18 protein-coding genes are annotated in these 17,479 nt (G+C 69.0%); 5 read left to right on the top strand and 13 right to left on the bottom strand.

From position 1 onward, the window contains the following. Positions 1–17: 17 nt before the first annotated feature. The 3 genes from QSJ19_RS00200 to dapE are packed head-to-tail and all read right to left on the bottom strand — an operon-like array spanning position 18 to position 2,538. A complete protein-coding gene (locus QSJ19_RS00200) occupies positions 18–554 on the bottom strand; it encodes an LOG family protein (protein ID WP_286317676.1) in 537 nt (178 codons plus the stop codon). Continuing rightward, on the bottom strand, positions 551–1,417 hold the full coding sequence (locus QSJ19_RS00195; RefSeq protein WP_286317675.1) for an LOG family protein: 867 nt from the start codon (positions 1,415–1,417) through the stop codon (positions 551–553). The genes QSJ19_RS00200 and QSJ19_RS00195 overlap by 4 nt, the downstream gene beginning before the upstream one ends. A gap of 17 nt (positions 1,418–1,434) precedes the next feature. Beyond that, entirely contained in the window at positions 1,435–2,538 is a 1,104-nt protein-coding gene (gene dapE, locus QSJ19_RS00190; RefSeq protein WP_286317673.1) for a succinyl-diaminopimelate desuccinylase, read from the bottom strand. A 484-nt stretch (positions 2,539–3,022) separates the two neighbouring features. Here dapE and QSJ19_RS00185 point away from each other — a divergent pair, with 484 nt between their 5' ends. Continuing rightward, the gene (locus QSJ19_RS00185) at positions 3,023–3,475 is read left to right on the top strand and encodes a VOC family protein (protein WP_286317672.1); all 453 of its coding nucleotides are present in this window, start codon (positions 3,023–3,025) and stop codon (positions 3,473–3,475) included. A 7-nt stretch (positions 3,476–3,482) separates the two neighbouring features. Here QSJ19_RS00185 and QSJ19_RS00180 read toward each other — a convergent pair whose 3' ends face one another. Further along, entirely contained in the window at positions 3,483–4,169 is a 687-nt protein-coding gene (locus QSJ19_RS00180; RefSeq protein ID WP_286317671.1) for a helix-turn-helix transcriptional regulator, read from the bottom strand. Positions 4,170–4,208: 39 nt separating this feature from the next. Between QSJ19_RS00180 and dapD the strand changes: the two genes are divergently transcribed. After that, the gene (gene dapD, locus QSJ19_RS00175; protein WP_286317670.1) at positions 4,209–5,177 is read left to right on the top strand and encodes a 2,3,4,5-tetrahydropyridine-2,6-dicarboxylate N-succinyltransferase; all 969 of its coding nucleotides are present in this window, start codon (positions 4,209–4,211) and stop codon (positions 5,175–5,177) included. Positions 5,178–5,219: 42 nt separating this feature from the next. Here dapD and dapC read toward each other — a convergent pair whose 3' ends face one another. Then, positions 5,220–6,341: a succinyldiaminopimelate transaminase gene (gene dapC / locus QSJ19_RS00170; RefSeq protein ID WP_286317669.1), complete on the bottom strand. Its 1,122-nt coding sequence runs from the start codon at positions 6,339–6,341 to the stop codon at positions 5,220–5,222. 9 nt (positions 6,342–6,350) lie between these two features. After that, positions 6,351–6,680: a ferredoxin gene (gene fdxA, locus QSJ19_RS00165; RefSeq protein ID WP_187583524.1), complete on the bottom strand. Its 330-nt coding sequence runs from the start codon at positions 6,678–6,680 to the stop codon at positions 6,351–6,353. Positions 6,681–7,066: 386 nt separating this feature from the next. On the opposite strand from fdxA, the gene QSJ19_RS00160 reads away from it, so the two are divergent. Next, a complete protein-coding gene (locus tag QSJ19_RS00160; RefSeq protein WP_286317667.1) occupies positions 7,067–7,645 on the top strand; it encodes a cupin domain-containing protein in 579 nt (192 codons plus the stop codon). 5 nt (positions 7,646–7,650) lie between these two features. Then, positions 7,651–8,010, top strand: a complete 360-nt coding sequence (locus QSJ19_RS00155) for a rhodanese-like domain-containing protein (RefSeq protein ID WP_286317666.1) — start codon at positions 7,651–7,653, stop codon at positions 8,008–8,010. Between the two features lie 10 nt (positions 8,011–8,020). Here the strand turns inward: QSJ19_RS00155 and cofG are convergent, their stop codons facing one another. The 7 genes from cofG to typA all read right to left on the bottom strand — a co-directional run bounded on the left by cofG (position 8,021) and on the right by typA (position 17,122). Continuing rightward, on the bottom strand, positions 8,021–9,268 hold the full coding sequence (cofG, locus tag QSJ19_RS00150; protein WP_286317665.1) for a 7,8-didemethyl-8-hydroxy-5-deazariboflavin synthase CofG: 1,248 nt from the start codon (positions 9,266–9,268) through the stop codon (positions 8,021–8,023). Beyond that, positions 9,265–10,785, bottom strand: a complete 1,521-nt coding sequence (locus QSJ19_RS00145) for a flavin-containing monooxygenase (RefSeq protein WP_286317663.1) — start codon at positions 10,783–10,785, stop codon at positions 9,265–9,267. The genes cofG and QSJ19_RS00145 overlap by 4 nt, the downstream gene beginning before the upstream one ends. Further along, positions 10,782–11,906, bottom strand: a complete 1,125-nt coding sequence (locus tag QSJ19_RS00140) for an FO synthase (RefSeq protein WP_286317662.1) — start codon at positions 11,904–11,906, stop codon at positions 10,782–10,784. The genes QSJ19_RS00145 and QSJ19_RS00140 overlap by 4 nt, the downstream gene beginning before the upstream one ends. Before the next feature lie 63 nt (positions 11,907–11,969). Further along, positions 11,970–12,344 carry a facilitated glucose transporter gene (locus QSJ19_RS00135; RefSeq protein WP_286317660.1) on the bottom strand — a complete coding sequence of 125 codons (375 nt, stop codon included), beginning with the start codon at positions 12,342–12,344 and terminating at the stop codon, positions 11,970–11,972. Next, positions 12,344–13,234, bottom strand: a complete 891-nt coding sequence (gene mshB, locus QSJ19_RS00130; RefSeq protein WP_286317659.1) for an N-acetyl-1-D-myo-inositol-2-amino-2-deoxy-alpha-D-glucopyranoside deacetylase — start codon at positions 13,232–13,234, stop codon at positions 12,344–12,346. Before mshB ends, QSJ19_RS00135 begins: the two co-directional genes overlap by 1 nt. After that, positions 13,231–15,087, bottom strand: coding sequence for an ABC transporter family substrate-binding protein (locus QSJ19_RS00125; RefSeq protein WP_286318130.1), 1,857 nt, complete (start codon positions 15,085–15,087; stop codon positions 13,231–13,233). The genes mshB and QSJ19_RS00125 overlap by 4 nt, the downstream gene beginning before the upstream one ends. A 124-nt stretch (positions 15,088–15,211) precedes the next feature. Continuing rightward, the gene (gene typA / locus QSJ19_RS00120; protein ID WP_286317658.1) at positions 15,212–17,122 is read right to left on the bottom strand and encodes a translational GTPase TypA; all 1,911 of its coding nucleotides are present in this window, start codon (positions 17,120–17,122) and stop codon (positions 15,212–15,214) included. A gap of 151 nt (positions 17,123–17,273) precedes the next feature. On the opposite strand from typA, the gene QSJ19_RS00115 reads away from it, so the two are divergent. Next, positions 17,274–17,477 carry a hypothetical protein gene (locus tag QSJ19_RS00115; RefSeq protein WP_286318169.1) on the top strand — a complete coding sequence of 68 codons (204 nt, stop codon included), beginning with the start codon at positions 17,274–17,276 and terminating at the stop codon, positions 17,475–17,477. The last annotated feature ends 2 nt before the right edge of the window (positions 17,478–17,479 follow it).

Here is a 17,479-nt window from a genome sequence, read left to right as displayed (position 1 = left end):
CACTGTGCGCCCCCACCTTACCGAGCAGTAGCAAGCTCGATGGCCAGAGGCACCGAATCCGCCACACGCAGCCTGTCGAGGGCACGTTGCGCGACGAAACCCTGACCGCGGAGCTCGTCCAGCCATCGCAGCAGCGGTTCGTAGAAACCGAATGGGTCGAGAAGGACGACCGGTTTGTCATGCATGCCCAGGTAACCGGCCGTCCAGGTCTCGAACAGCTCCTCGAGTGTCCCGATCCCCCCGGGGAGGGTGATGAACCCGTCGGCGCGTTCGTCCATCTGCCGTTTCCGTTCGCGCATCGTCTCCGTGACGACCAACTCGTCGGCGCCGAGATCTGCGACCTCACGTTCCATCAGTGCGCGGGGGATGATCCCGACCGTCGGTCCACCGGCGGCGCGCGCGGATTCGGCGAGCGCACCCATCATGGACACGTTGCCGCCACCGGAGACCACCGTGTGACCGTTCTCGGCGAGTCCGGTGCCGAGTTGCGCGGCCAGGTCGAGGAAGCGCCGATCCACCGGACCGGATGCGCAGTAGATGCAGATCGCGCTCATCGACCACCACGTCCCGCGGCCGCCGCAGCGATGATGTCGACGGCCTCGGACGGCTCGTCGACGACGTGGATCAGATCGAGGTCGTCAGGCGAGATCATCCCCTTTGTCATCAGCACGTCGCGCATCCAGCCGAGCAGTCCGGCCCAGTGATCCCGCCCGATCAGCACGATCGGAAAGCGGACCACCTTCTTGGTCTGCACCAGCGTGAGCGCCTCGAACATCTCGTCGAGCGTGCCGAAGCCGCCCGGCAGACAGACGAACGCCTGCGCGTACTTCACGAACATGGTCTTGCGGACGAAGAAGTATCGGAAGTGCATGCCGACGTCGACCCACTCGTTGAGGTGTTGCTCGAACGGCAGCTCGATGTTCAGACCGATGGACTGCGCGCCGGCGTCCCACGCCCCGCGGTTGGCGGCCTCCATCGCCCCCGGCCCACCGCCGGTGATCACCGCGTACCCGGCCTCGCCCAGCGCCCGTCCGAGGCGCACCGAGAGGTCGTAGTCGGCGCTACCCGGAACAAGGCGGGCCGAGCCGAACACGGTGACCGCCTCGGCGACCTCGCTCATCGCGTCGAATCCCGCGACGAACTCCGACTGAATCCGCAACACGCGCCACGAATCCCGCATCGTGCGTTCCGCGCGCAGATCTTGATCGCGCGGATCGACCCACTCCAGCAGCCGACGGTCGGTCGTCTGGCTCGCCTCCCCGGCCTCGCGACGCACGCGGACCGGACCGACGTAGCAGGTCTCGAGGTCTGATCCGGCGGACGGATCGTCGTCACGCACGGCGCCGGACGGATCGGTCGCGGGGGTATCGCCGGCGAGGTGGCGGCCGGGTTCGTCGTCGGAGGTCGCGGATGACATGGCCATCACGCTAACGGCTATCCGGACAGGAACGCACGCAGCAGGTCGGCGACCTGACCGATCTGGGCCACCGGGACCCGTTCGTCGACACGATGGGCCAGGTTCGGGTCACCCGGCCCGAGGTTGACCGCGGGCACTCCGAGCGCGGAGAAGCGGGAGACATCCGTCCACCCGTACTTCGCGCGGAACTGTCCGTCGGCCGCGGTCACCAAGGCGGCCGCGGCCGGATTCGACAGTCCCGGAAGAGCTCCGGGCGCCGCGTCGGTGACCGTGAAGTCGAGGCCGTCGTCGGCGAGCTGCGCGGCGAACACCTGGCGGACATGGTCGGTGGCCTGCTCGACGCTGCGGTCGGGCGCGAATCGGAAGTTGACGTCGACGTGGGCGGCATCGGGGACGACGTTGCCGGCGACCCCGCCGTCGATCCCCACCGCCGACAGCCCTTCGCGATACTCACACCCGTCGATGTCGACCGTCCGCGGGACGTAGGCGGCCAAGGTCGTGAGGACATCTCCGAGTTTGTGAATCGCGTTGTCCCCCATCCACGATCGCGCCGAATGGGCGCGGACCCCGCGGGTCGACAGACGCACGCGCATCGTTCCCTGGCACCCGGCCTCGATCAGACCGGCGGTCGGTTCGCCGAGGACGGCGACATCCCCGTGCAGCCACTCGGGCAGTTCGCGTTCGATGACACCGAGTCCGTTGTACTTCGCGGCGATCTCCTCGCAGTCGTAGAAGATCAACGTCAGATCGTGGGCCGGCCGGGCCATCGTGGCGGCGAGATGCAGGAAGACCGCGTCACCCGATTTCATGTCGACCGTGCCGCAACCGTGCAGCACATCACCCTCGCCGTCGTCGGTGGTACGCCGGTGCGGCAGATTGCCCGCGACGGGCACCGTGTCGAGGTGGCCGGCGAGGATCACCCGGCTGCCGAGTCCCCGATCGGTGCGCGCGAGGACGCGGTTTCCGTGGCGAACGATCTCGAATCCGCTTGCCTGGGAACGCAACGCACTCTCCACCGCGTCGGCGATCACCGTCTCGTCACGGGATTCGCTCTCGATGTCGACCAGTGCGGCCGTCAGCTCGACGGGATCGGCGTGCAGGTCCAGCGGTGGCGTCGTCACCGTCACACGGTAACCCGCGCCGGTCGGTGATCCCGGAGATGTGCTCCGACACCCGCGACCTGACCATCGGGTGGCGCGTGCCGGCGGGGGGATGCCGCCGATCAGTCCGTGCGGTCGCGGGCTGATAGAGCTGGACCTCGAAACCGCCCGGCACCGCGAAGCAGGTCACCATGCCATACCCGTGGTCCTCCACGGGACGGGTGAACTCGACGCCACGCACGGTCAGCTCCGCGACGGTCTCCTCGAGACGGTCGCAACAGAACGAGATGTCGGCGGTTCCGGACGGAGGCCGATCGTGGTCGGTCGGGTGTACGCCGAGATCTGCCTCGGGAACAGGATCGACGACCCGTTCACGGTACCGCGGGCGGCGCCGGCGCCTGCTCCATCGGCGGGACCCCGACCCAGGACCTCACCGTGATCGCGGCGGTGCCTCGATGTCCGAAACGTCCAAGACGTCACAGCCGGCCGGCATTAGCGTCGAGGTATGAGTTCAGACACCTCTGACACCAGCACTGACGCCACCGGGGGCGGTGCCTCCGGCGACACCGTGGGTCCCGTCCTGAACGCGCTGTCGATCGTTGTACGGGACATGGCCGAGACGATCGCGTTCTACCGCCGGTGCGGCCTCGGATTCGCCGACGGAGCGCAGGAGGCACCGCACGCGGAAGCGACCGTCGGAGGCCTGCGGATCCTGTTCGACACCCGGGAGATCGTCGCATCGTTCACCCCGGACTGGACGGCACCCGGCGGCGGTCACCGGATGGCGCTCGCGTTCGAATGCGCGACTCCCGAGGCCGTCGACGCCCAGCACGCCACGCTCGTCGCGGCCGGATACCGATCACATCGCGAGCCGTTCGACGCGGTGTGGGGCCAGCGGTACGCGGTCATCCTCGATCCCGACGACAACCCGGTCGACTTCTATTGCGCGCTGGGTTGATCCGGCGTCAGCGAGTGCCCGACGGCGAGCGGAAGGATGCCGGTGTGCGTCCGGTCAGCGACACCACCTCGCGATGGAGATGCGACTGATCGGCGTATCCGTGGCCAGAGGCGACCCCCGCGGGATCGCCGCCCGCCGCCAGGCCGTCGAGGGCGGCACGCATCCGCAGGATGCGCTGCAAGACCTTCGGACCGTAACCGAAATAGCGTGACGACTGCCGGTGCAGGGTGCGGGGCGTCATGCTCAGGCGGTCGGCGCACTCGTCGATCCGGTGACCCGCACCGAGTGCGGCCGCGGCAGGCGCCAACCACGTCGGCGCCTCCCACGTCCGAGTGCTCGCCAGCTCGCGCAGGACGACTGCCGGATCGTCCGCCTCGGCCAGGCGATCACCCCAGCGCCGCGCCCGTTCCGGCGTCCAGACGTCGTCGAGGGTCACCCGCCGGTCACGCAGGACTTCGGCCGGGACGCCGAGGACGAGGGGCACCGTGCCGGGCGGGAGTCGCAGGCCGACCAGCGTCTCCGGCCGCTGGGAGCGATGTCGGTACGGGGCCGTGTCGGGTCCGGCGACGAGCACCTCGCGTCCGTTCCAGATGAGGTCCATGCAGCCGTCGGGCAGGATCGTCGACACCCCCGCCGCGCGTCGCGCACGCCAGACGGTACCGGTCTCGGCCCGCGTTCGGCTGGAGATGGTCACGAACTCGAGTATTCCCCCATCCCGGTAGGCTGTGCTCCCGTGACGACGAATGGCGCTTACGCAACCGGAATTGCCACGGTGACCAACGGGGGGTCGGCCGATCCCGGAGTGGTTCTCGACGTGTGGTTCCCGGAACTCGAACTCGACAGTCCCGCCCGGACGGAGACGGTGACCCTCGACGGCGACGATGTGCCCAGCTCACTGCGCGATCTCGTCGGCGCCGACGCTGCCCGCGGGGTGAAGACGGTCGCCATCCGCACCTCGATCTCGGACCTCTCGGAGGCACCCGAGGACGCCTACGATGTGTACCTCCGCCTGCATCTGCTCTCCCACCGACTCGTCGCGCCGCACGGGACGAACCTCGAGGGGATCTTCGGACTGCTCACCAACGTGGTCTGGACCAATCACGGCCCGTGCCCGATCGACGGATTCGAGACGACCCGCGCCCGCCTGCGCGCCCGGGGTCCGGTGACCGTGTACAGCATCGACAAGTTCCCGCGCATGGTGGATTACGTCCTGCCGGGCGGCGTCCGGATCGGTGACGCCGACCGGGTCCGCCTCGGTGCCCACCTCGCTCCGGGCACGACCGTCATGCACGAGGGATTCGTCAACTACAACGCCGGCACATTGGGGTCGTCGATGGTCGAGGGCCGGATCTCGGCAGGTGTCGTCGTCGGCGACGGCTCCGACATCGGCGGCGGCGCCTCCACGATGGGCACGCTGTCCGGTGGCGGCAAGGAGATCATCTCGCTCGGCAAACGCTGTCTGCTCGGCGCGAACTCCGGGTGCGGCATCCCACTCGGCGACGACTGTGTCGTCGAGGCCGGTCTGTATGTGACCGCCGGCACCAAGGTCACCGGTCCGGACGGTTCATCGGTGAAGGCACGTGACCTCGCCGGTCAGTCGAATCTGCTCTTCCGTCGCAACAGTCTCACCGGCGCGGTCGAGGTCGTCCCGTGGAAGGGCGACGGCATCGCACTGAACGAGGCCCTGCACAAGCACAACTGAGATCGGGCAGGAACCCGGCCGGGCCTTCGCGCCCGTACGGGGTCACCCGCCCAGGCGCGCAGCGGCGGTGGCGATCCGCTCGTCCGTGGCGGTCAGTGCCATCCGCACGTGCCGGACGCCGCGCGGACCGTAGAAGTCCCCGGGCGCCGCGAGGATGCCACGGTCGGCCAGCCAATCGAGCGTCGAGCGGCTGTCCTCGTCACGGGTCGCCCAGAGGTAGAGCCCTGCCTCGGAGTCGTCGACGCGGAATCCGGCCGCGGTGACCGCGGCGAGGAGGACCGCACGCCGGGCACGGTAGCGCTCGGCCTGGGCATCGGCGTGGGCGTCATCGTCGAGGGCGGCGACCATCGCCCCCTGGATGGGGAACGGGACGATCATCCCGGAATGTTTGCGGACCGCCAGCAGCTCGGCGATGAGGTCGCGATCGCCGGCGAGGAAACCGGCCCGGTACGACGCCAGATTCGACACCTTGGACAGCGAGTGCACGGCGATCAGCCCCGTGTGGTCGCCGTCGCTGACGCGGGGATCGAGTATCGAGAACGCTTCGGAGTCCCAGGCGAGCCCGAGGTAGCACTCGTCGGAGACGACGACGGTGCCGCGCTCGCGCGCCCACCCGATCACTTTGCGGAGATGATCGATCCCGAGGACCTTGCCCGTGGGATTCGACGGCGAGTTCAGGAACATCAACGCGGGCGCGCTCGGACCCAACTGCACCGTCGAATCGGCGCGTACCGGTGACGCCCCGGCCAGGATGGCGCCGACTTCATAGGTCGGATAAGCGATCTCGGGGATCACCACGGTCTCGCCGGCCCCGATGCCGAGTGTCGACACGATCCCGGCGATGGCCTCCTTCGTGCCGATCACCGGCAGGATTGCGGACGCGTCGAGGGCGGTCACGCCGTACCTGCGGGCCAGTGCGGAGACGGCCGCGGTCCGCAACTCCGTCGTGCCGACCGTCGTCGGGTACCCGGGGAACTCCGACGATGCGGCCAGGGCGTCGCGGATCACCGGGTCGACGGGATCGACCGGGGTACCGACCGAGAGGTCGACGATGCCGCCCGGATGGGAGTTCGCGCGGGCCCGCGCATCACCGATGGTGTCCCACGGGAAGTCGGGCAGGAGCCCGCTGACGCGTCGCCGTGTCGCGAATCCGGACGTGCTCACGGGGTCAGGTCATTCCTCGTCGTTCATGGGCGGCAGACCCTTGATGAAGGCGGGATCGGCATCCGTCTTGCCCACCTTGCTCGCGCCGCCCGGGGAACCGAGGTCGTCGAAGAAGTCGGCGTTCGCGCTGACGTACGGTTCCCAGTCGTCGGGCACATCATCCTCGTAGAAGATCGCCTCGACCGGGCACACCGGCTCACAGGCACCGCAGTCGACGCACTCGTCGGGCTGGATGTAGAGCATCCGTCCGCCCTCGTAGATGCAGTCCACCGGGCATTCCTCGACGCAGGCCTTGTCCAGGACATCGACACAAGGCTCCGCGATGATGTAGGTCACCACACTCTCCTTCGCTGCAAAACTCGCGGGCCGGAGACGATCGCTGTCGCGGGGTCGTCGCCGGGACGGCGCGTGGGCTGGACGCGCCTGATCGCGGACCGGGCGGCGCCCCCGCTCGTCGGGTCGTTCGCACACACGTGTCCGCAGACCAGACTATCGGTCGTGGTCGTCGCTGACCGAATCCTCCCCCTCGGGAAGTCGTGGGGGTAACGCGGATCACACCGGGTCGAGCGTTGCGATCAGCGCGCGTCCAATCCTCGACATCGCACGGCGCCCGCGCGAAAGTGGACCGCGTGACCGAGCGCCAACGAGTCGACGGATGGTCGGGCGAGATGTGTCCGGGTCCCAGGCCCTGACACCCGTCCCCACCCTCACGACTCGGAGATCCCATGACCACCTCTCTGCGCCGCACCGACTCCCGGTTCGAACCCGCCCATGTCCGCTTCGGGCATCTCCCGACCCGACTGCGCCCGGCCGATCTGCTGCGCATCACCGATCAGGGCGTCGCCGACGTCCTCGACGGCACCTATGATCACCTGCTGCCGGGTCGCTGGGACCCGGTCGAGCGGTGGGCGACACGTCTCGAGGCGAACGACGACCTCGATCTGTGGCTGATCAGCTGGACCCCGGACCGGTCGACGGAGCTGCACGATCACGCGGGCTCTCTGGGCGCGCTCACCGTGCTGTCGGGCTCGTTGCGGGAGTACCGGTGGACCGGCAAGGACCTGGCGCTGCGCGTCCTCGATGCCGGCGATCAGGCCGCGTTTCCCCTCGGCTGGGTGCACGATGTGCAGCGCCACGATCTGTCTCCGGTCGGCGCCGACGCCAGGGCGGCCGACACCACCCACACGCCCACGCTCAGTGTGCACGCCTACTCTCCCCCGCTGACCGCGATGTCCTTCTACGACGTGACCGATCACGGTAGATTGCGCCGGACACGCACCGAACTGACCGACGAACCGGAGTGACCTGGATGCCCACGATCGACGACCTCCTGCTCGAGGCACGCGAGCGACTGCACCGGCTCGAGGCCCGTGAGGTCGCCGACGAGCTCACCGCGGGCGGCGTCCTCGTCGACATCCGGCCCGCCGCACAGCGTGCGGTCGAGGGTGAGGCGGAGGGCGCCTTGGTCATCGAACGCAATGTCCTCGAGTGGCGTTGCGATCCGGCCAGCGAGGCCCACGTCCCCGAGGCCGTCGATCACGATGTCCGCTGGATCATCCTGTGCTCGCAGGGATACACATCGAGCCTCGCGGCGGCCGCACTGCAGCAGCTCGGCCTGCACCGGGCGACCGACGTCGTCGGCGGATACGAGGCACTGCGCGCGCTGTAGCGCTGCACCCTCAGGCGACCGCGGGCCAGGGCCGACCGTGCGGGATGACGTCGGCGGCCAGGCCGGTCGACGGATCCGACACGGCCCCCACGTGCTCGGCCAGTGACGGATCGATCCAGTCCTCGCCCGCGAGCACATACGGCGGCTGCGCTGTGATCCGCTCGGTCAGCGTGTGACCCGAGGCGGCGGTGATCTCGGCGAGGACGTCGAGATTGGGCCACGGCCGTTCCGGATTCACGTGGTCGGGGGTCAGCGGCGAGACACCGCCCCAGTCGTCGATCCCGGACGCGATCAGTGCCGCACACTCCTCACCCGACACCAGGTTCGGCGGTGCCTGCACGCGCATCCGCGGACCGAGCACGATCCGTGCCACCGCGACGGCGGCCAGGAACTCCGACATCTCGGCATCCGGGGTACCGCGCATCGCCGTGTCCGGTTTGGCGCGGAAGTTCTGCACGATCACTTCCTGGATGTGCCCGTGGGTGCGGTGTGCGTCGGCGATGGCCAGCAGGGATTCGGCACGCTCGGTGAGTGATTCACCGATCCCCACCAGGATGCCGGTGGTGAACGGGATGCGTTCGGCCCCGGCGTCGTCGAGCACCTGCAGTCGGACGATGGGGTCTTTGTCGGGGCTTCCGTAATGCGGCTGTCCCTTCTCGGTGAACAACCGGCGCGAGGTGGTCTCGAGCATCATGCCCATCGACGGAGCCACCGGGCGCAGCCGTCGCATCTCCTCGGCACTCATGACGCCCGGGTTGAGGTGCGGCAGCAGGCCGGTCTCCTCGAGGACCGCGACCGCGGCGGCACGCACGTAGTCCAGGGTCGAGCTGTACCCGCGGGCGGCCAGCCACTCGCCCGCCTGCGGCCAGCGGTCCTCCGGGCGGTCGCCGAGCGTGAACAGCGCCTCCTTGCACCCGAGCTGGGCGCCGTTGCGGGCGAGGTCGACCACCTCGTCGAGATCGAGGTACATCCCGTGTCCGGCGCGGGCGAGCTTGCCGGGGATCGTCACGAAGGTGCAGTAGTGACAGCGGTCCCGGCAGAGCCTCGTGAGCGGGACGAACACTTTGCGCGAGTAGGTGATCTGACCTGACCTGCCCACCTCGTCTAGGCCGGCGTCACGCATCTCGGCGGCGATGCGCTGCACCTCGACGAGATCGTCGCCGGAGGCCGCCAACAGTGCGCGCGCCGCGGGCAGGTCGATGCCGTCGCCGGCGCGCGCTGCTGCCAGTGCGTCCTCGATGGTCATCGTCTCGGTCATGGAAACGTACCTCCGTCGTCGGCCGGGCGGGATTCGGGGAGATCGGGCTGGGGCTCGATGAGATAGGGCTGGGGCTCGAAGGTCCCGTTGCGGTCCCGGAACGAGAGCGCCGTCCCCGGCCACAGCAACGTGAGCCGCCCGCTTCCGGGGTCCACATACCAACTGTCACACCCGGTGAGCCAGACCGTCGAGGCGCTGCGCTCGTCGATCTCCCGGGTATAGGCCTCTTCGGCCTGCGCGGTCACCTCGAGTGAACGGGTTCCGTTGTGCGCCATGAAGTCCAGCGCACCGAGCACGTAGTCGAGCTGGGTTTCGATCATGTAGATCGCAGAGTTGTGACCGAGCGCGGCATTCGGGCCGTCGAGGACGAACATGTTGGGGAAGCCGCTCACGGTCGTCGACGCATAGGAGACCATGCCGTCCGACCAGTGTTCGGACAGTGCCCGGCCTCCCCGTCCGCGCACCCGGGTGGCGGCGGGCGGTCGGGTCGTCTCGAATCCGGTGGCCATCACCAGGACATCGAGATCGTAGGTCCGGCCACTGGTCGCCCTCGCCTTCGATTCGATGACCGATTCCAGGGCACTCGGTTCGAACACGACGTCGGGGCGGGTGAGCGTCGGATAGAAGTCGTCGCTGAGCAAAATGCGTTTGCACCCGATCTCGTAGTCGGGCGTGAGCATCTCACGCAGAACCGGCGTGTCCACCTGCGCGTGCAGGTGTCCGCGGGCTCGGTCCCGGATGGCGTCGATGTCGGGGCGCAGACCGAGGCGTTGCCGAAAAGCCTTGTCGGCGTCGAGGAGCAGCCGCTCCCGCAGCGCGTTGGCGTTTTCCGGGAGCCGCAACTCGGCGCGCTCGGCGTCGGAGAACCGGCGATCCTCCCGCGGTACCACATAGGGCGGTGTGCGGGAGAACACGACGAGCTCGTCGGCGATCTCGGCCAGGTGCGGGACCACCTGTACCGCTGACGCTCCTGTTCCGACAACGCCGATCCGTTCACCTCCGGTGAGCAGATCGTCACGCCATTCCGCGGTGTGTACGACTGCCCCGCTGAAGGATTCGAGTCCGTCGATGTCGGGGACGTGCGGCTCGGACAACCGGCCGACAGCCATCACGAGCACCCCGGCACGGATCCGGCCGGACCCGGTCTCGAGTTCCCACCGGGCGGCCTCCTCGTCCCACCGGGCGTCACGGAGTGCACAGCCGAGGCGGATGTGGGGGGTGAGGCCTTCGTCGTCGACGGTCTGTTGCAGGTAGCGCCGGATGTCGGCACCCCGTGGATAGAGCGTGGCCCAGTCGGTCGGCGGACGAAAGGAGAACGAGTAGAGATGCGCGGGGATGTCGCAGGCGATGCCCGGATAGGTGTTGTCCCGCCAGGTACCGCCGACTCCGTCCGCCCGTTCGATGACGACAAACGATTCGGTTGCCCGCCTTGCCAATCGGGTGGCCATGCCGATTCCGGCGAATCCGGCTCCGACGATTGCGATGTCGACGTCGAGCGGTGCCGCGGCGCCGGTCACGAACGCACCTCGCCGAAGTCGACGAGTCGATCGGCGGGTGGGACGTCGTAGCCCGTCGTTCGCTGGCGGGGGGCCCGTCCGACGTGGCCGGCGATGGCGACCAGTTCGTCGACGTCGAGCACCCGGCCCTCCTCCTGACCGGCGGCCGGCATGAGCGTGCCGTCGATCAACAGGCCACCGATGTCGTCGGCGCCGCCGGTGAGCAGGAGTTCGGTGGTCTCGCGGTCGTGTTTGGTCCAGGCGACCTGGAGGTGGTCGATAGACCCCAACGTGATCAGACGCGCGACCGCGTGCACGGCTCGCGTCTCGCGTACGGACGCAGTCCTCGTCGCGATGCCGGCGAGATGGGGTGCGGCATTTCCCGGCAACAGCGGCATCAGGATCAATTCACTGAAACCGCCCGTACGGCGCTGGATCTCGGTGAGCAGACGAAGATGCGACACCTGGTGGTGCGGGTTCTCCACATGCCCGTAGAGCATGGTCGCGGTCGAGAACAGGCCCACGTCGTGGGCGGCCTCGATGCTCTCGATCCACTCGCCGACCGGCGGTGCGGTTCCGCCCGCCAGGACGTCGCGCACCTCGTCGTCGAGGATCTGTGCGGCGGTCCCGGGGACCGAGCCGAGCCCCGCCGCCCGCGCGCGGCCGAGGAACTGCGAGATCGACACATCCATCCGGCCGGCCGCGTCGCGGACCTCCGGGGGCCGGAACGCGTGCAGATGTAACTCCGGCGCGGCGCCGTGGATCCGCTCGATCAGCCGTAGGTACTCGTCGGACGGGGCGTCGGCGGGCACCGGCCCCTGCATGCAGATCTCGGTGGCGCCGAGCTCGCGCGCTTCGACGGCCAACTCCTCGACAGACGGGACGTCCTCTCGTCCGGAGGCGACGACGGTGGTGTCGAGATTTCGGTTCACGACAAAGGTCAACGCATCAGCGTCCACAACCTTCCGCCGAGCGGTGTCGGCGAGCGCACAGAGAGTGTCGAGTTCGAGTCCGGATGCGCCGAGCAGGGTCACCCATTCGTCGTCGGTGAGGGTCGCCGGATCGTCGGAGACGTGACGCAGCGCTTCCCGGGCTTCCTCCGCCGCGGCGTGCGCGTCCCGAGCCCACTCCCGCAGGACCATCCCCTCACTCTAACCGCCCGGATGAGTGCGTCGTCGGGGCCACCTGAGGTGGAGATTCGCCGGTCAGTCGTCGTCGGCGGCCGGCAGACGACCCGTCCACGCCAGGATGCCGGGGAGCCCGGCGCCGATCACCAGCAGCGACAGACTCGGGAGCAGCATCGGACCCTCCGGAAGGATCTCGACGTCACCGCCGGGGCCCGGCATTGCCCCGATCACGAGTGCCAGCAGCCACGCCAACAAGGGAAACCACCGCGCCGGCCCGTCGGTGTAGCCGGCCGCCAGCCACAGCAGGACGCAGTTGACGACGCCGGCGAGGACGGCGGCCACCGGGATCGCGACTCCGCCGAAGCGCAGGTAGGCGAACGCCACCGACATCACGCCGACGACGAACCCGTCGACGACGAGGAGCCCGAGCAGCGCGCGGTCCTGTGGTCGCATCACGTCAACCCGTCGAACAGGTCGGTCTCCCGCGGGGTCTCGCCCACCTCTCTGCGCGGTGAGATCCGGATGAAGTGCTCGTGGTCGAAGATCGGCTGCAGGATGTTGTTGGACAGCGCGTACTGCGCGCCGGACCCGGCGACGGTCACCTGGGTCGCGTGGGCGGCCAGTGCGGCGGCCTTGCGGCCACGCTGGGCCACGACGTCGATCTCGGTCGTGATCGCATCGTCGGGGTAGCCGGGCAGCTCGCCCGGTTCGGGCATCCGCCAGCCGGACGGAATGTCCTCGGCCGCGGCCAGACCGGCGAGCAGGGCCGAACGTTCCGTCACCGATTCGTAGACCTTGAGCTCGCGGCCGAGGAGTTCCTGGGCGCGTGGCACGGCGTGCACGGTCGTCTCGTGGACGAGCATGTGGTCGGGATGGCCATAGGTGCCCGCGTCGTCGTAGGTCACGATCACCTGCGGGGCGAACTCGACGATCTCCGCGACCAGGGTGTCCACGAGCAGGTCCACGCTCGCCATCGACAGTGCGCGCGGGTGCGACGCCGACGCGGAACCGGCCATACCGGAGTCCCGCCACCGGCCGGCGCCACCGAGAAATCGTGGTCGTAGCGGCTCCCGACCCTCCGGTGTCAGAGCCGCCAATGCGCGGGTCAGTTCGAGGATCCGGTAGCCGCCGAGCTGATCGGCGCCACCGTCGGCGGCCAGTTGCGCCCACTCGTCGCCGATGACCTCACCCTCTTCACCGAGGGTGAAGGTCAGCACCCGGACGTCGACACCCTCCGCGAGATACCGCGCAATCGTCCCGCCGGTCATGATCGACTCGTCGTCGGGATGGGCGTGCAGCAGCAGCAGCCGGCCGTCACCGGTGGGTATGTCGGGAGTCGTCACCGCATCTCCCAGGCCACGCTGTCACCGAAGATTCCCACCTGGATGGGTCCCGACAACGGCACGTTACGCACCGACCCGGTACGCCCGACCAGCGTGCTGTCCTGGTAGATCGGCTGATAGATCGCCTGCTCGGAGAGCAGCGGTTCGGCCTGCTGCAGCGGCGGGATCGGGTCGACCGCCGACAACGCGTCCCGGGCGAGGGAGATCAGCTCCGGATCGCAGACACCGGAGAGGTTGCTGGCGTAGCTGTCGTCGGCGCCCGCGCCGGTCTGACCCGGTGCGACGCTGGTCGGTGTCGGCGGGGTCGACAACGACGGCGCGGTACCCGGCTTCGGCTGATCGCAGTCCACCTGCGAGGCGAGCGACGCCGCGGGTGGGACGCCGAGTCCGGTCCAGCCGACGACGAGATCGACCCGGGCATTGGTCAGTGCCACGCCGTAGAGCTCGCTGTTGGGCAGGGCGACCACGGCGGCACGAACGCCCTGACCGCGCAGCTGATCGACGATGTTCGACGCCGCCGACGTCGACCTCGGGTCACCGCTGATCGCCCCGACACGAACCGTCAGGTCGTCGCCGTCCTTGCGATAAGGCGCGATCCCGGTCGGCAGCGATGCCACCTCGGCGCCGGAGTCGGCGCCTGTCGATGCGCTCGGCGCGGCGCTCGACGACGGCACCGACGACCCGGACGACCCCGGCTCCGGGCTGTCGGGTACCTCCGACCGGGGGTCTGCACGTTGGTATCCGGCGTCCGCGAGCAGCGCCGTCACCTCACCCGGGCCGGGACGGGGACGGTCGACCGGGGTGTACCCGCGGTCGGTCGGGGCGAACACCGTGTTGGCGTACGGCGTGACGAGGTCGTCGCCCGCTCCTGCCAGGGTGACCAGGTTGGCGTCGATCATGCCGAGGACCGCGCGCCTCACCTGCAACGAGCGCATCGTCGCGGTTCGCGCGTTGACGCTGACCGACAGCGCCCGTGACGTCGGATTGCGCTGGGTGTCCACGCCCGGCACCGCGGCGAGTTCCGCCGTCGTGGCGGGCCCGGTGGCGACGGTGGCGATCGACGAGTCACCCGACCGCACGGACTCGACCATCTGGGACGCCGTACCCGCGCGCCGCAGGACGACCTGGTCCAGTGACGGCGGCTTCATCCAGTAACGGTCGTTGCGGACCAGACGCACCTCGTCGCGGGTCTGGTCGATCGACGCCACCGAGAACGGTCCCGCCGACACCGGTTTGCCACTGTCCATACCGGTCTGGAAGCCGGCGGGCGCACCGCGCAGCACATGGCTCGGCAACAGGTCGGTGAACAGTTCGCGCCACGCCGGGTAGGGCCGCGCGAAGGTCACCTGCACTTCCTTGCCACCGGCCCTGGACTGCACTGAGTCGATCAGCCGATAACCGGCGGGCGCGACGACGTTGGGCTGGCGCGACATCTGCTGCCACAGATACGAGAAATCGTCACCGGTCACCGGCAGGCCGTCGGACCACTGCGCGTCGGTGTGGATCTGATAGGTGACGGTGAACGGCTGGGTGGAGGTGACCTCGGCCGACGTGATCAGCGCCTCCTGGCGCTGCCAGACCACGCCCGCGGGCGTGTCCACCGGACGGAACGCACTCGGCAGGGTCATCGCCGCGATGGCTGTGGTCACCGTGCTCTGATCGGCACCGATGTGCGGATTGAACCCGCCGCCGACGGAGTCCGTGGCGACATAGATCGTCTTCTCCGTCGGATACTCGGCGGGTGTCGCGGGCGGGGCCGTCTCCCGCACCGGCGGAGGCGGATTCGCCGAGCATGCCGACACCAGCACGAGGACTGCGCCCACCAGCACCGCCCAGCGCCCGTGCCGGCGCATCGTCGACACGACTCCCGCCGAGGCGCCCTCTGTGTGCCAACGACTCACCAACAAACCCCCAAGGTCATGTGCGCCCGGCGTCGGATACACCACGGGGCCTCGACGCCGAGCGCGATCCCTCGCTCTAACCGGCCGCCTGATCGCGCGACTTCGCCCGCGAGCGCTCGCGGGCGCGGGTCGACGCATCGAGGTGAACCTTACGCACCCGGACGACCTCCGGGGTGACCTCCACGCACTCGTCGGCGGCGCAGAATTCCATCGCACCCTCGAGGTCGAGCTGCATCGGCTTGGCCAGCGTCTCCATGACGTCGGCGGACGACTGACGCATGTTCGTCAGCTTCTTCTCACGGGTCACGTTGATGTCGAGGTCCTCGGCACGCGGGTTGATCCCGACGACCATGCCCTCGTAGGTGTCGGCGCCCGGCTCCACGAAGAACGTCCCGCGATCGGCGAGTTGGATCATCGCAAACGGCGTGACACTGCCCGTGCGGTCGCTGACGAGCGAACCGGTGTGACGGGCCCGGATCTCGCCCGCCCATACGTCATAGCCGTCGAACACGGCGTTCGCGATGCCGGTGCCACGGGTCTCGGTCAGGAAGTCAGTGCGGAAACCGATGAGGCCGCGCGAGGGCACGATGAACTCCATCCGGACCCAGCCGGTGCCGTGGTTGTTCATCTGTTCCATCCGCCCCTTGCGGGCGGCCAGCAGCTGGGTCACCGCACCGAGATACTCCTCCGGGACGTCGACCGTCAGGTGCTCGAAGGGCTCCTGCACCTTGCCGTCGACCGTGCGGGTGACCACCTGCGGCTTGCCGACGGTGAGTTCGAAGCCCTCACGCCGCATCTGCTCGACCAAGATGGCCAGAGCCAGCTCGCCTCGTCCCTGGACCTCCCAGGCGTCGGGACGGCCGATGTCGAGCACGCGCAGCGACACGTTGCCGACCAGTTCGGAGTCGAGGCGCGACTTGACCATGCGGGCGGTCAGCTTGTGACCCGACACCCGGCCGGCGAGCGGCGACGAGTTGGTGCCGATGGTCACCGAGATCGCCGGCTCGTCGACGGTGATGCGCGGCAGCGGCTGCGGCTCGTCCAGGTCGGCGAGGGTGTCGCCGATCATGATCTCCGGCATTCCGGCGACCGCGACGATGTCACCGGCGGCCGCGGACTCGGCGGGTGCGCGGTCGACGCCGATGGTGGCGAGGAGTTCGGTGATCTTGGCCTTCTCGACGACGGGTTCTCCGTCGACCTCACGGCACCACGAGATCTGCTGGCCCTTGCGCAAGGTGCCGTTGTGGATGCGGACGAGCGCGAGGCGGCCGAGGAAGGCCGATGCGTCGAGGTTGGTGACATGGGCCTGCAGCGGCGCCTCGGGATCACCTTTGGGTGCGGGCACGTGCTCGAGCAGGACGTCGAAGAAGGGGTCGAGGTTCTCCCCCTCGGGCACCTGGCCGTCGGCCGGCTGCTCAGTGCTGGCGATCCCGGCGCGACCGGACGCGTAGAGCACCGGCAGGTCGAGTGCCAGCTCGGCCGCCGCGGCGGCCTCGTCGTCGAGGTCGGAGGCGAGGTCGAGCAGCAGATCCTGGCTCTCGTCGACGACCTCCTGGATGCGCGCGTCCGGGCGGTCGGTCTTGTTGACGACCAGGATCACCGGCAGCGACGCGGCCAGCGCCTTCCGCATGACGAAACGCGTCTGCGGCAGCGGGCCCTCGGAGGCGTCGACGAGCAGCACCACACCGTCGACCATCGACAGGCCGCGCTCGACCTCGCCGCCGAAGTCGGCGTGGCCGGGGGTGTCGATGACGTTGATGACGACCTCGGTGCCGTCGGGCTGGCGGCGGTGGACGGCGGTGTTCTTCGCGAGGATGGTGATCCCCTTCTCGCGTTCGAGGTCACCGGAATCCATCACGCGGTCGACGAGCTCGGCGCGTTCGCCGAATACACCGGACTGACGCAGCATCGCGTCGACCAGCGTGGTCTTGCCGTGGTCGACGTGCGCGACGATCGCGACGTTGCGGAAATTGTGGACAGCGCTCACTGACTCGTCTTTCAGATCGGGTTCTCAGACCGAGATCGGCCCGATCAAGGGTATCCGAGTCCGGGGTGAGACCGCCGTCACGGGACCCTCCGAGTGGCGGATCCGGGGTGAGACGGTCGCTGACGGCCGGGTGAGAGCGCGGATCACGCTCGTGCGGGCACTGCTAGTGTTCACGCCCATGGGCAAGGTGAACCCGGCGACGGTGCGCGATCTGAAGCCCAAGAAGAAATGTTGTCGCAAGTCGACGCGGTGCGTGCGGTGCCCGGTCGTGATCCATCGGATGCGCAAGGTCGACGACGACCAGATGTCGAAGAAACAGCTGCGCAAAGCACTCAAGAAGGCCCGCGCCGCCTGAGG

The organism is Gordonia sp. ABSL11-1 (assembly GCF_030315685.1).
In the GTDB taxonomy this organism is placed as follows: domain Bacteria; phylum Actinomycetota; class Actinomycetes; order Mycobacteriales; family Mycobacteriaceae; genus Gordonia.
The sequence above is the reverse complement of the archived record's forward strand: the minus strand, read 5'-3'. Positions and strand labels throughout refer to the sequence as shown.

What these genes read in the sequence shown, in the direction of transcription:
- QSJ19_RS00200 (WP_286317676.1), bottom strand. Translation starts at nt 554, where the DNA reads ATGAGCGCGATCTGCATCTACTGCGCATCCGGTCCGGTGGATCGGCGC.
- QSJ19_RS00195 (WP_286317675.1), bottom strand. Translation starts at nt 1,417, where the DNA reads ATGTCATCCGCGACCTCCGACGACGAACCCGGCCGCCACCTCGCCGGC.
- QSJ19_RS00185 (WP_286317672.1), top strand. Translation starts at nt 3,023, where the DNA reads ATGAGTTCAGACACCTCTGACACCAGCACTGACGCCACCGGGGGCGGT.
- QSJ19_RS00160 (WP_286317667.1), top strand. Translation starts at nt 7,067, where the DNA reads ATGACCACCTCTCTGCGCCGCACCGACTCCCGGTTCGAACCCGCCCAT.
- QSJ19_RS00155 (WP_286317666.1), top strand. Translation starts at nt 7,651, where the DNA reads ATGCCCACGATCGACGACCTCCTGCTCGAGGCACGCGAGCGACTGCAC.
- cofG (WP_286317665.1), bottom strand. Translation starts at nt 9,268, where the DNA reads ATGACCGAGACGATGACCATCGAGGACGCACTGGCAGCAGCGCGCGCC.
- QSJ19_RS00140 (WP_286317662.1), bottom strand. Translation starts at nt 11,906, where the DNA reads ATGGTCCTGCGGGAGTGGGCTCGGGACGCGCACGCCGCGGCGGAGGAA.
- QSJ19_RS00135 (WP_286317660.1), bottom strand. Translation starts at nt 12,344, where the DNA reads ATGCGACCACAGGACCGCGCGCTGCTCGGGCTCCTCGTCGTCGACGGG.
- QSJ19_RS00125 (WP_286318130.1), bottom strand. Translation starts at nt 15,087, where the DNA reads ATGCGCCGGCACGGGCGCTGGGCGGTGCTGGTGGGCGCAGTCCTCGTG.